Origin of the sequence: Xanthomonas sontii (genome assembly GCF_040529055.1) — a bacterium.
Lineage (GTDB): Bacteria > Pseudomonadota > Gammaproteobacteria > Xanthomonadales > Xanthomonadaceae > Xanthomonas_A > Xanthomonas_A sontii.
In genome coordinates this window covers 3,911,110-3,923,490 of record NZ_CP132342.1, presented here as the reverse complement: position 1 = coordinate 3,923,490, position 12,381 = coordinate 3,911,110, and the positions used below count along the sequence as shown (strand labels likewise).

At 66.8% G+C, this 12,381-nt stretch carries 8 protein-coding genes; 3 read left to right on the top strand and 5 right to left on the bottom strand.

The genetic code is table 11. From position 1 onward, the window contains the following. Positions 1-50 precede the first annotated feature (50 nt). The 4 genes from RAB70_RS16495 to RAB70_RS16480 form a co-directional block, all read right to left on the bottom strand. A complete protein-coding gene (locus RAB70_RS16495; RefSeq protein WP_265529694.1) occupies positions 51-185 on the bottom strand; it encodes a hypothetical protein in 135 nt (44 codons plus the stop codon). 7 nt (positions 186-192) lie between these two features. Then, positions 193-1,758 carry an asparagine synthase-related protein gene (locus tag RAB70_RS16490; RefSeq protein WP_148829050.1) on the bottom strand — a complete coding sequence of 522 codons (1,566 nt, stop codon included), beginning with the start codon at positions 1,756-1,758 and terminating at the stop codon, positions 193-195. Positions 1,759-1,872: 114 nt separating this feature from the next. Then, positions 1,873-2,037, bottom strand: a complete 165-nt coding sequence (locus RAB70_RS16485; protein ID WP_170268151.1) for a hypothetical protein — start codon at positions 2,035-2,037, stop codon at positions 1,873-1,875. Between the two features lie 504 nt (positions 2,038-2,541). Beyond that, the gene (locus RAB70_RS16480) at positions 2,542-4,308 is read right to left on the bottom strand and encodes a peptide MFS transporter (protein ID WP_148829051.1); all 1,767 of its coding nucleotides are present in this window, start codon (positions 4,306-4,308) and stop codon (positions 2,542-2,544) included. Positions 4,309-4,851: 543 nt separating this feature from the next. Between RAB70_RS16480 and RAB70_RS16475 the strand changes: the two genes are divergently transcribed. The 3 genes from RAB70_RS16475 (at position 4,852) to RAB70_RS16465 (ending at position 10,941) form a co-directional block, all read left to right on the top strand. Further along, on the top strand, positions 4,852-6,810 hold the full coding sequence (locus tag RAB70_RS16475; RefSeq protein WP_148830085.1) for an OPT family oligopeptide transporter: 1,959 nt from the start codon (positions 4,852-4,854) through the stop codon (positions 6,808-6,810). A gap of 471 nt (positions 6,811-7,281) precedes the next feature. Beyond that, positions 7,282-9,351, top strand: a complete 2,070-nt coding sequence (locus tag RAB70_RS16470; protein ID WP_148830083.1) for a S9 family peptidase — start codon at positions 7,282-7,284, stop codon at positions 9,349-9,351. Between the two features lie 345 nt (positions 9,352-9,696). After that, a complete protein-coding gene (locus tag RAB70_RS16465) occupies positions 9,697-10,941 on the top strand; it encodes a DUF819 domain-containing protein (RefSeq protein ID WP_017917455.1) in 1,245 nt (414 codons plus the stop codon). A 203-nt stretch (positions 10,942-11,144) separates the two neighbouring features. On the opposite strand, the gene RAB70_RS16460 is transcribed toward RAB70_RS16465, so the two are convergent. Then, a complete protein-coding gene (locus RAB70_RS16460; protein WP_017909373.1) occupies positions 11,145-12,353 on the bottom strand; it encodes an XVIPCD domain-containing protein in 1,209 nt (402 codons plus the stop codon). Between the last annotated feature and the right edge of the window lie 28 nt (positions 12,354-12,381).

Below are 12,381 nucleotides of genomic sequence, written 5' to 3'. Positions count from 1 at the left end.
GGGTTGGACTCGATAGCTCAGCGTGAGCGACTGGCACTGGCACTTCGAGTTCATACCGAATTGGTCACCTGCTTCCATGGCTGGTCGATCTTGCCGTTCAGCTGGAATGGGTAGAGGCGGTGCGCATACTTGACCGCCGCCTCGATGACGTCGAGGTCTCGCCGCCCTGGCTTCGCCTGCTGCATGGGATTGTCAGGCAAACTGCCGAACGAAGCGCTCCAGCCAAAGGAACGAGATCAATGGTGCCGTCAGCGGACGCGCGCGCGTCGCCACCAACTCGTCCAGTAGTTGGAGGACGGCGTCTCGGTCGACCAAGCCCAAGTCGGCAAGGGCGCATTCGCTCAGCTGCACGGCGATCGTCTTGGCGTGATGTGCGATCAACTCAGGCAGGACATGGGCGAACGTTTCCTTGCAATAATCTCGCGAAAATAGGTCGCCTACGTTGGCCCGTAAATAGCGCCACATCGTTTCTCGATCTTTACGGCACTCGAGGGGGAGGCCCCGACAGAAAGCCACCAGATGTGGATCGCTTAAGGGATTGACCGGCCAGAGGCCTCGCCGAAGCAGATGGGGAGCCTGGCACGCGTTCGACGCCAATACGGATGCAGACAACAGACCGGTGGGAGCATCAAATCCACTGATCGAACGCGATGCAGTGAGCGCTCGGGGCGTCAACAACAGATTCGCGCGACGTTTGGCTTCTGCAGCCACCCCGCTGCCGGGACCTGCGCTGGGATGTTCCTCGTTCCGGTACATTGGGAACAGCTGGTCTCCGCCAATACCGGTGAAAAGCCATTCGCTTTCCTGTGCTTGAGCGCAGTCCCACAAATGTTCGAACGCTTCGAGATAGAACTCGACAAGGGGATAGTCCGGTCGAGCCGCGCTCGGTTGCAGATCGAGCGTTGGTGGGAATGAAGCGATAGGGATGCTCGTGTCGCGAAGGCCGAGCTTTTCAACAAGCATGCGACGGCGTTGTGCCTGGTTTTGACTGTCTCCCTCGTCGAGCAAGATTCCAAAGCTCAGGATGTTGTCATGCGATCGCGTCAGAGCGCATGCAACCGTCGCCGAATCCATGCCCCCACTCAACTCCGTGGCCACCCGCTTCGACGCGGGACGAATCGAAATGGCACGATGCAACAACTGCTCGAATCGCTCTACGCCGTAGTCGATCAGTGCTTCTTGGGAAGGCGATCCGATGTCAGCAGGCGAAGGATAGACGTAACGCGTCTTGGCCGGCTCGGCGTAAAGCGTGGCGCGTTCTGTCAGCATTACGACACCCGAACACAACTGTCTGGCGGAGTAGTCCGCGTTAAGTGCGAGACGCCGACTGGCCATCTCCAGGTCGATGGTGGTGGGTCGGGAAAAAAAGTCGGCCAGATCGTAGGAGATTTCTACTGCGGCATCGGTGACCCGGCAATAGACCGGCGCCGATGCGAGAAGGCCCGCGCGCAATTTCAGTCGGGATCCGGCCTGGGCCACTTCGATCATGAGATAATCAAGCGGCCATAGCAGAGCCTCTTTGTATAGCCGGTTGAATTGATCGGCATCGACCAGCACGCCCGTATCGTCTTTTTTCCATTCGACGTCCGTGCAGCGCTCGCGTACCGTCGCGAACCACTGTCCCTGCGTGCGAACCACGACGGTTTCCAGCGCAGGGTGACGGTAGGGCGCGATCTGGCTGTTCCCGAGACACAGGATACTGTCCTGCCACACCGGGGAATGTTCGAGGTCGGAAAAAGCGACGTTGGCCTTGATCATGGCGACGCGGCTGCCTGCGATCGGCGTCGGATGGTTATCGCGCTTTAGAACAGAAGAGCGCCGCCTGATGGCGGCGCTCTTTATCGCGATGCCTTTGGTGCAATCGCCGTCGTTTTAGCCGCCAGGTTGCGTGGAGTACCCGCGAGAATCCTCACCAAGATAAGGCTTCATCTCGCAGACGCCAGGCGCTGCGATATTTTGCATGGGTTCGTCGAGCTGGATAGCGAAAGGATTGGATGGAGAATCTTGTTTCTCAAGCTTGCCATCTTGGATTTTCATCACAAAGCTCCTTTTCTAGATGTCGTCATGCGGCGACGAGCAGAAGCTAGCACCGCGCCTGTAGCAAGGCAAGATCTTTAAGATTTCAATAGTTTCATATGAAAATATTGTATTGAGAGGTTCAAATGCCGATCTGCGTTGCCCATGCACCACTAATGCGCATTGAGGCGACGCTGGGGGCTGTGTGCCGGTGGGGAGGATGTACGCCCCGGCGGGGGGCATGGATTCCATGCCGAAGCGCATCGCTGGGCGTTCTACACTCGCGCGCTGGAACTGCTGAGTGCTCGCTGTGCAGCACGTAGGCGGTGCCGGCGTCGGCCAAACCGTGAGCGCTTGCGCCTGACCATGTGCGCTCCAGGCGGCCGCATCGCTGTTGCACTGGCTCTGGTTGGATCTGTGGCGCAGCACGACTAGCAGGACTTATCGCCGAGGTCGTCCTTGACCATGCGAAATGCGCTGTGTCGATGTGAAACGGTTGCGTCGCCGCTCGGGCGACACAACCCCTCAACGCACCCCGTGCATCATCCGCCGCAGCAGCGGCGCGGCGAGGAAGGCCAGCACCGCGCAACCCACGCCGATCCACAGCAGCAGCCAGAACAGGTGCGCGTACTTGGCCGCGGCGTCGGCGATGTTGAGGGTCTGGCCATCCGGCACCTCGATCGCGGCCAGCTTGCCGAACAGCGCCGCCAGCGCCTCGGAGAACGCCGTGGCCAGGAACCAGGTGCCCATCATCAGGCTGACCACGCGCGGCACCGCGAGTTGGGTCACCGCCGACAGGCCGACCGGCGACAGGCACATTTCGCCGGCCTCCAGCACGAAGTAGGCCAGCACCAGCCACCACACGCTCGCCATCTGGCCGGTCGCGCCGACCTGTTGCGCGGCCAGCGCCAGCGGCACGAAGGACAGGCCGGCCAACAACAGTCCCATTGCCGACTTGGCCGGCTTGGACGGCTCGCGTCCGCGCCGTGCCAGCCACGCCCACAGCGCGGCGAACAGCGGCGCCAGCAACACCAGGAACAGCGCGCCCAGATAGGTCAGCGAGCCGGCGGTTTGCGGCAGCACCAGGCAGTCGCGGATCAGGAACAGCAGCATCAGCGCGCTGACCGCGACGAACAGCCGCCGCGGCGCCGACGAGCCGGGGCGGCGGTCGGACAGCGAGGCCGCCAGCACGAAACCCAGCGGCGCCAGCAGCAACGAGGCGATCGACCAGGGCAGGGGCGTGCCGCCGCGGATCACCAGCGACGGTACGATGTCCTTGGTCATCAGCCGGTCGGTGAAGGTGACCCACGAGCCGTAGGTCTGCTCGTACAGGGTGAAGTACACCAGCGCCATCGCGATCAGCACCATCAGCGCGATCATCTGCTGGCGCTGCACCGGCGTGCACTGGGTGCCGGTGAACCAGGCGAACCACAGCAGCACCGCGCCGAGCACCAGCAGCATCAGCAGCAGGGCCAGGGAAATTTCCCCGCCCAGGCTGAAAGCGCCGTTGGCCGCGGCCCACATCAGCGCGGCCACCGGCAGCACGCCCAGCGCGGCGCACAGGTAGATCGCCCATTCGCGCGGCACGCCAAGCACGCGCTCGCGCAGCAGCGCCGGCTGCGCCGGTTCGGCGTGGCCGTGCAGGTATTTCTGGCCCCACAGGAACATGCCCAGGCCGAGCAGCATGCCGATGCCGGCCGCGCCGAAGCCGTAGCGCCAGCCGTAGGCCTCGCCGAGAAAACCGCAGACCAGCGAGGCGAACAGCGCGCCGAGATTGATGCCGGCGTAGAACAGCGAGAAGCCGGCGTCGCGGCGCGGGTCGTCGGCCGGATACAGCTTGCCGACGATGGTGGAGATGTTGGGCTTGAGGAAGCCCACGCCCATGATGATCAGCGCGAGCGACAGGTAGGTCACGCCCAGGGATGCGGTGTCGCGCACCACCTCGCCGTTGACCCGGGTGGCGGCGTGACCCTCGAACGCCATGCCGATGTGGCCGAGCACCAGCAGCAGGCCGCCGAACACCACCGCCTTGCGCATGCCCAGCCAGCGGTCGGCGAGCAGCCCGCCGAGCACCGGCACGCAGTACACCAGGCCGCCGTAGGCGCCGAGCAGGTCGAGCCCGGCGTCGTCGCCGAACAGGTGGTACTTGGTGAGGTAAAGCAACAGCAGCGCCTTCATGCCGTAGAAGGAGAAGCGCTCCCACATCTCGGTGAAGAAACAGACGTAGACGCCCTTGGGATGGCCGAGGAAATCGTCGCGCGCGTGGCGCAGCGGCAGGGAGGACACGGACACGGCGACTCTCGGCGCAGGAAGGCAGCGGCGGAGTATAGGCGCGCGGGCGCCCGCGCGAATGGCGGCGCGCGGCATGGATGGTTCGGCGGCGGGCGCACCCTCACCCCAACCCCTCTCCCGGTGGGAGAGGGGCTCTTGCTGTTCCTTCTCCCCCTCGGGAGAAGGTGCCCCGCAGGGGCGGATGAGGGGCGGGTAGAGCAGGTAATGAGTGAGCGCGCTGCGCGCCGCCGCACCCTCACCCCAACCCCTCTCCCGGTGGGAGAGGGGCTAACGCCGTTCCTTCTCCCCTCGGGAGAAGGTGCCCCGAAGGGGCGGATGAGGGTCGGGCTGCGCCTGGGGGGTTGGGGTGTGCTGCGTGCGCCTCACCCTCACCCCAACCCCTCTCCCGACGGGAGAGGGGCTATTAGCTGCCTCAGCCTCTGCAAATCCCAAATCCCCAATCCCCGCCCCCAGGCATGTGCCACAAGCTGGGCACCGCGATGCTGGACTTGCCCGGCCCCAGACGCTAGCGTGCAAAGCGTTTTTGTCGTTTCAGGGGTAACCATGAACAACGCTGCCGCGCCGCGCCAGCTCACGTTCCGTGCCGTGGTGCTGGCGATCGTGCTGGCCGTGGTGCTGTCCGCCGCCAATGCCTACCTCGGTCTGTTCGCCGGCCTGACCATCGCCACCGCGATTCCGGCGGCGGTGGTGTCGATGGGGGTGCTGCGCCTGCTCGGCGGCGGTTCCATCCTCGAGAACAACATCGTGCAGACCGGCGCCTCGGCCGGTTCCTCGATCGCGGCGGGGGTGATCTTCACCATCCCGGCGCTGGTGATCATGGGCTACTGGCCGGACTTCAAGTACTGGTGGGTGCTCGGCATCGCCGGCATGGGCGGCCTGCTCGGGGTGCTGTTCTCGGTGCCGCTGCGGCGCTCGATGATCGTCGAGGACCCGCTGCCGTTCCCGGAGGGCAAGGCCGCCGCGGAAGTGCTCAAGGCCGGTGAGAATCCCGGGCCGGGGCTGAAGATCTTGGGCCTGTCGGCGGCGATCGGCGGGCTGGTCAAGCTCGGCGCGGCCAGCGGCCTGAAGGTGATTCCGGATACCTGGGCGCAGGCCGCGTACATCGGCAGCAGCAAGATGGTCGGTTACGTCGGCACCAATCTGTCGCCGGCGTTGCTGGGCGTGGGCTATATCGTCGGGCTCAACGTCGGCATCGTGGTGCTGTCCGGCTCGATCCTGTCCTGGCATCTGGCCATCCCGCTGTACCAGCAGTTCTTCATGGGCTCCGACCCGGCGCTGGCGCAGAGCCTGGTCAATGCGCCGGCGGCCGAAGCGGCGTTCGGCATCTGGGCGGCCAAGGTGCGCTATCTGGGCGTGGGCGCGATGCTGATCGGCGGCGTGTGGACGCTGTTCTCGCTGCGCAAGTCGCTGCTGTCGGGCGTCAAGAGCGGCTTCGCCGCAGCGCGCAAGAGCACCGGCGGCGCCGCGGTGGCCGAGACCGACCGCGACCTGCCGATGAAGTGGATGCTGGTCGCGCTGCTGCTATGCACGCTGCCGCTGCTGGGCCTGTACCAGGCCATCGTCGGCCAGTGGCACGTCAGCGTGCCGATGACCCTCATCATGATCGTCGCCGGTTTCCTGTTCGTCTCGGTGTCCGGCTACCTGGCCGGCCTGATCGGCTCGTCGAACAACCCGGTCTCCGGCATCACCATCTCCACCATCCTGTTCGCCTCGGCGGTGCTGGTGGTGCTGCTCGGGCGCGATTCGCCGATCGGCGCGGTCGCCGCGATCATGATCGGCGCGGTGGTGTGCTGCGCCGCCGCGGTGGGCGGCGACAACCTGCAGGATCTGAAGGCCGGCTACCTGGTCGGCGCCACGCCGTGGAAGCAGCAGCTGATGCTGGCGATCGGTGCGTTCTCCTGCGCGTTGATCATGGCGCCGGTGCTGAATCTGCTGGCCCAGGCCTATGGCATCGGCGCAGCCACGCCGCAGCATCCCAATGCGCTCGCGGCGCCGCAAGCCACGCTGATGGCGTCGGTGGCCAAGGGCCTGTTCGGCGGCGAGTTGCCGTGGACCATGATCGGCATCGGTGCCGGCGTCGGTGCGGCGATCATCGCCCTGGACGAGTGGCTGAAGAAGACCGGCAAGCGCTTCCGCGTGCCGGTGCTGGCCGCGGCGATCGGCATTTACCTGCCGCTGGAGCTGATGGTGCCGATCTTCCTCGGCGGCCTGCTGACCCACCTGGTCGAGCGCTTCCACAAGATCCGCGCCGATGACGAAGAGGGCCGCGATCGCGTGCACCGCCCGGGCACGCTGTTCGCCGCGGGCCTGATCACCGGTGAGGCGTTGATGGGCATTGCGATCGCGGTGCCGATCGTGGCCTCGGGCCGCGCCGACGTGCTGGCGCTGCCGGAAGCATTCCACCTCAACCAGTGGTACGGCCTGGCGCTGCTGGCCTTCGTCGGCTGGCTGCTGTACCGCACCGGCCGCAAGGGCGAAGCCGCGGCCGCGCCGCGCACGTAACCGGCGCAATCGCCTCCTGCAACGCAACATCCGAAGTCCGGCCCCGCGCCGGGCTTCGCTTTTTCCGGCCGGGCCCGCGCGCCGCACGTGCCGATCCCGCAAGCTTCTCGCTGGCTGCTCCGCGCCGCGTGGGTCGCAAAGACCGAATCTTGCCCCGGCCGCGTGCGCCTCCCGCGGTCCGCCTCGCCACCAAGGCCAGCTTCGGCATTGGCCTGCTGCACTTCGCCGTATCAGTGCCTCGCGGCCACTCCCGATCCATCACGCTCATCCGGCCGCGGTATGGCCACGGTCCGCTTGCTATCCGAAACCGGGTCAGTGCGGATCTTCGTAGCCCCAGCCGAACCAGCGCCCCGCGCTTCCCAATCCCCAATCCCGACTCCCCAATCCCAGCCCCTCCATGACTTCAGTCCTTTGCACCACGCCCACCGCGGCCCCTACCATCGACGTTTTGCCGTGTTCCGGAGACGCCCGATGACCCTGCGCTACGCCTTGCTGCCCCTGGCCCTGCTGACCGCGCTGCCCGCGCTGGCCGCCACCCGCGGTTTCGAAGTTCGCGACATGGTCGCGCTGGATCGGGTGTCCTCGCCGCTGCTGACGCCCGACGGCGGCACGGTGATCTTCGCCAAGCGGCAGATGGACAAGGCGCTGGAGAAGTCCAGCACCAGCCTGTGGCTGCGCGACCTGCGCACCCGCGATGCGGCGCCGCCGAAGCGGCTGACCCCGGAAGGCTGGAACGTCAACTCGCCGGAACTGTCGGCCGACGGCAAGACCGTGTACTTCCTCAGCGCCAAGTCCGGCCGCCAGCAGCTGTACGCGCTGCCGCTGGCCGGCGGCGCGCCGCGCCAGCTCACCGATTTCGCGCTGGACGTGGACAGCTACCGCATCGCCCCGCAGGGCGACCGCGTGGCCTTCAGCGCCGGCGTGTTCCAGGACTGCGGTTCGGACCTGGCCTGCACGCAGAAGCGCCTGGACGCCAAGAAGCAGTCCAAGGCCACCGGCGTGGTGTTCGACGAGTTGTTCGTGCGCCACTGGGATACCTGGAACGACGGTCGCCGCAACAGCCTGTTCGTCGCGCCGCTGCCGGCCGGCGCCAAGGCCAAGCCGGTGGCCGGCGCCTCTGCGGTGAGCGTGACCCTGGCCGGCGACATCCCCTCCAAGCCGTTCGGCGGCAGCGAGGACTACACCTGGGCGCCGGACGGGCAGTCGCTGGTCGCCAGCGTGCGCGTGGCCGGCCGCGAGGAACCGTGGTCGACCAACTTCGACCTGTACCGGCTGGACGCCGCCGGCAAGGCCGCGCCGGTCAACCTGACCGCGTCCAACCCGGCCTGGGACGCCGGCCCGGTGTTCTCCGCCGACGGCAAGACGTTGTTCTACCGCGCGATGAAGCGCCCCGGCTTCGAGGCCGACCGCTTCGGCCTGATGGCGATGGACGTGGCCAGCGGCAAGACCCGCGAGATCGCCCCGCAGTGGGATCGCTCCGCTGGCGAGATCGTGCTGTCGGCCGACGGCAAGACCGTCTATACCACCGCCGACGACATGGGCCAGCACCCGCTGTTCGCGGTCGACGTGGCCGATGGCAAGGTCCGCACCGTGGCCGCCGACGGCAGCGTCGGCTCACCGGTGCTGGCCGGCAACACCCTGGCCTTCACCCGCAACAGCCTCAAGAGCGGCGATCAGATCATGGTCGCCGATGCCGATGGCCAGCAGCCACGCGCCATCACCCCCAGCGCGGGCGAACTGCTTCCGGACGTGAAGTTCGGCGACTACGAGCAGTTCTCGTTCAAGGGCTGGAACAACGACACCGTGCACGGCTATGTGGTCAAGCCGTACAACTATCAGGAAGGCAAGACCTATCCGGTGGCGTTCCTGATCCACGGCGGCCCGCAGGGCAGCTTCGGCAACGGCTGGAGCTATCGCTGGAACCCGCAGACCTACGCGGGGCAGGGCTACGCGGTGGTGATGATCGACTTCCACGGCTCCACCGGCTACGGCCAGGCCTTCACCGATGCGATCAGCCAGCACTGGGGCGACCGCCCGCTGGAAGACCTGCAGAAGGGCTGGGACGCGGCGCAGAAGCAGTACGGCTTCCTCAACGGCGACAAGGCCTGCGCGCTCGGCGCCAGCTACGGCGGCTACATGGTCTACTGGATGGCCGGCAACTGGAACAAGCCGTGGAAGTGCCTGGTCGACCACGACGGCGTGTTCGACAACCGCATGATGGGCTACGCCACCGAGGAGCTGTGGTTCAGCGAGTGGGAGAACGGCGGCACGCCGTGGCAGAACCCGGCCGGCTACGAAAAGTTCAACCCGATCCTGCACGTGGACAAGTGGAAGGTGCCGATGCTGGTGATCCATGGCCAGCAGGATTTCCGCATCCCGATGGAGCAGGGCCTGGCCGCGTTCGGCGCGCTGCAGCGCAAGGGCATTGAGTCCAAGTTCCTGTACTTCCCGGACGAGAATCATTGGGTGCTGAAGCCGCAGAACAGCATCCTCTGGCACGACACGGTCAACGGCTGGCTGAAGCAGCATATCGGGCAGTGAGGGGACCTGGGGCCTGGGTTTCCCGGGCCGCTTCTGGAAATGCGGCCCAGGTCCCGGGGATTCGGGATTCGGGATTCGGGATTCGGGATTCGGGATTCGGGATTTTCCCGCGATCCCGGTAATCCGATGACCCTTGTGGGAGGGGCTTCAGCCCCGACGCCTTACCAATGAAGCGTCGGGGCTGAAGCCCCTCCCACAAAAACAACAGGGCGCTTGCAGCGCATCGCTCCTGCGAATTCACCCGCGGCTTGTTGCTCTCTTTCGATCGTTGTTGACACCTCCAAACCTCCAACCGCGGCGCACGAATCCCGAATCCCCGCTCCCGAATCCCCGCCCCACAGCCCGATGCCCTCGACGCCCCTGATCACCAACGACATCGTCATCTTCGGCCTGATCGCCGCCACCCTGGGCGCGGTGTTCTGGACCGCGGCGCGGCCGTCGGGATTTTGGAAGCGCTTCTACGGCATCGTGCCGGCACTGTTGTTGTGTTATCTGATCCCGGGCATCTACAACACCGTCGGGCTGATCGACGGCCAGCATAATTCGCTCTACAACCCGGTCGCGCGCGACGTGCTGCTGCCGGCGGCGCTGGTGCTGCTCACCCTCACCATCGATCTCAAGGGCATCCTGCGGCTGGGGCCGAAGTTGGTGGCGATGTACCTGGGCGCGTCCTTCAGCATCATGCTCGGCGCGGTGGTCGCGTTCCAGGTGATGAAGTGGCTGCATCCGGTGACCGTGGCCGGCGACACCTGGGCCGGCATGGCCGCGTTGGCCGGCAGTTGGATCGGCGGCGGCGCCAACATGCTGGCGATGCGTGAGGTGTTCCAGGTCGATGCCACCACCTTCGGCCAGTTCGCGGTGGTCGACGTCGGCGTCGGCTACGTGTGGATGGCACTGCTGATCTTCTTTGCGCAACGTGCGCCGGCGATCGATGCGCGCACTGGCGCCGACACCCGCGGCATCGACGACCTCAAGCAGCGCATCGCCCACTTCCAGGCCCAGCACGAACGCGTCGCCAGCCTCACCGACTTGATGCTGATCGTCGGCGTGGCCTTCGGCGCGGTCGGCCTGGCGCATGCGATCGCCACCCCGACCGCGGCGTGGTTCGACGCGAACGTGAGTTGGGCCAAGCAGTTCAGCCTCGGCTCGCCGTTCGTGTGGGTGGTGGTGCTGGCGACCACCTTCGGCCTGCTGCTCAGCTTCACCCGCGCACGCACGCTCGAGGGCGCCGGCGCGTCGCGCATCGGCACGCTGCTGCTGTATTTCCTGATCGCCTGCATCGGCATGCAGATGGACCTGCTGGCGCTGTTCGACCGCCCCTGGATCTTCGCGCTCGGCCTGATCTGGCTCATCGTGCACGTCCTGCTGCTGCTGGCGCTGGGCAAGCTGCTGCGGGTGCCGTTCTTCTACTTCGCGATCGGCTCGCAGAGCAATGTCGGCGGCCCGGCCTCGGCGCCAGTGGTGGCGGCCGCGTTCCACCCGGCGCTGGCCCCGGTCGGCGTGTTGCTGGGCACGATGGGCTACGCCACCGGCACGTACCTGGCCTATCTGGTCGGCATCACCCTGCGCGCGATGGCCGGCGCGGGCTGAGCCGCGGCGGCGTGACCGCCGCAGCCTGTTCGCGTGCGGCAGCGCGATGCGGGGGGCCGGCGCTGGGACTGCTGCCGTACATCGCGGGCATGGATCCAGGGCGCTGCGTCCGGCGGTGTGCCTGCGAAACCGCTGGTCTGGGTGGTGGACGCCACGGCAGGCGTCGGCGTGGATGCCTGCCGTGATGCAGTCGCAGGCGGCGACTACTGCATCGCCACGCTGCGCTGCCGTTCTTCCTGCTGCTGTGGCGGCGCCTGCAGGTTCTGTTGCTGCAACTGGCCGACGTTGGCCTGCGACGGCTCGTGGGCCGCGGCCGCGGTCTGGACCTGGCTGCGCAGGTGCGCCGGGTTCTCCGGTTGCCCCTGGACCGCGAACAGTCGGTCGCCATCGCGGCTGGGCAGCACCTGGTCGATGCGCTGCAGGCCGTCCTGGCCGGCGCGCGCGGCGACGCTGGCGGCGGTGTTGAGGAAGGCTGCGTCGTCGTGCAGGCCGAGCCGGTCGCGCTGGCCGTCCAACTGCACCACCGCGTCGTTGAACAGGCGGCTGCCGGTCGACAGCGAACCCGATTGCCCCTGGCTCTGAACCTGACCCTGGCTCTGGTTCTGCGCCAGGTCCTCGGCCTTCATCACCGAGTCGATGCCGTGCAGGTCCAGGCGATGCTTGAGCATCATCCCGGGGATCAGGCGCTGGCCGAACGACAGCGGGTCCGGTTCCGGCAGCTGGATCTGGTGGCCGGCGGCGTCGGGCATCAGGCCGCGGGTCAGCAGGTTGTCTTCCTGCAGGTAGGTCAGCAGTTCGTTCTTGACGTGATAGCCGCGGATCAGCCCGTCGGCGGCATAGGCCTTGGCCGCGTCGGCATCCAGCCCTTCGCGCTCGAGCGTCTTGTTGTTGACCCCGGCGGCGTTGAAGGTCACCGCCGGCACGTCGTTGACCATCGACGAGGCCGCGGCCAAGCCGCCGCCCAGCGAGTGCCCGGAGATCAGCAGGTTGTCGCCGAAGGCCTGCTTGGCCTGGCTGCCGAGCTGGATCGCCGAGGCGTACTGCGCGTCGGAAAAGCCCAGGCCCTGGCCAAGGTTGTGTTTCCAGTCCTTCAGTTCGTCGGTGCCGCAGAAGCCCAGCACCACGTTGCCCTGCGGGTTGCGGTAGAACGCGGCATCGAAGCCGCTCTTGGCGTCGTGCTGCAGGCTGGGATCGATGCCGGCGCGCTGCAGCGCGGCGTCGTCCATGCGCGACCAGCCGTCGGGCAGCGCGGCGAAGGTCTCGGCGCCGCCGGCGCGGCGTTCGGCCGCGGTGTGGTAGAGGTCCTGCAGCAGTGGCGGCAGTTGCCGGTCCACGGCCTGCGGCTGCTGGCCGCGGACGGCGTCGGAGAAGGAGGTGGACGGATCGGACGGGGAAAGCTCGTTCTGGTTCATGCGCGGCTCCGTGCGAATGTGGCGACCG

What these genes read in the sequence shown, in the direction of transcription:
- RAB70_RS16495 (WP_265529694.1), bottom strand. Translation starts at nt 185, where the DNA reads ATGCAGCAGGCGAAGCCAGGGCGGCGAGACCTCGACGTCATCGAGGCG.
- RAB70_RS16490 (WP_148829050.1), bottom strand. Translation starts at nt 1,758, where the DNA reads ATGATCAAGGCCAACGTCGCTTTTTCCGACCTCGAACATTCCCCGGTG.
- RAB70_RS16485 (WP_170268151.1), bottom strand. Translation starts at nt 2,037, where the DNA reads ATGAAAATCCAAGATGGCAAGCTTGAGAAACAAGATTCTCCATCCAAT.
- RAB70_RS16475 (WP_148830085.1), top strand. Translation starts at nt 4,852, where the DNA reads ATGAACAACGCTGCCGCGCCGCGCCAGCTCACGTTCCGTGCCGTGGTG.
- RAB70_RS16470 (WP_148830083.1), top strand. Translation starts at nt 7,282, where the DNA reads ATGACCCTGCGCTACGCCTTGCTGCCCCTGGCCCTGCTGACCGCGCTG.
- RAB70_RS16465 (WP_017917455.1), top strand. Translation starts at nt 9,697, where the DNA reads ATGCCCTCGACGCCCCTGATCACCAACGACATCGTCATCTTCGGCCTG.
- RAB70_RS16460 (WP_017909373.1), bottom strand. Translation starts at nt 12,353, where the DNA reads ATGAACCAGAACGAGCTTTCCCCGTCCGATCCGTCCACCTCCTTCTCC.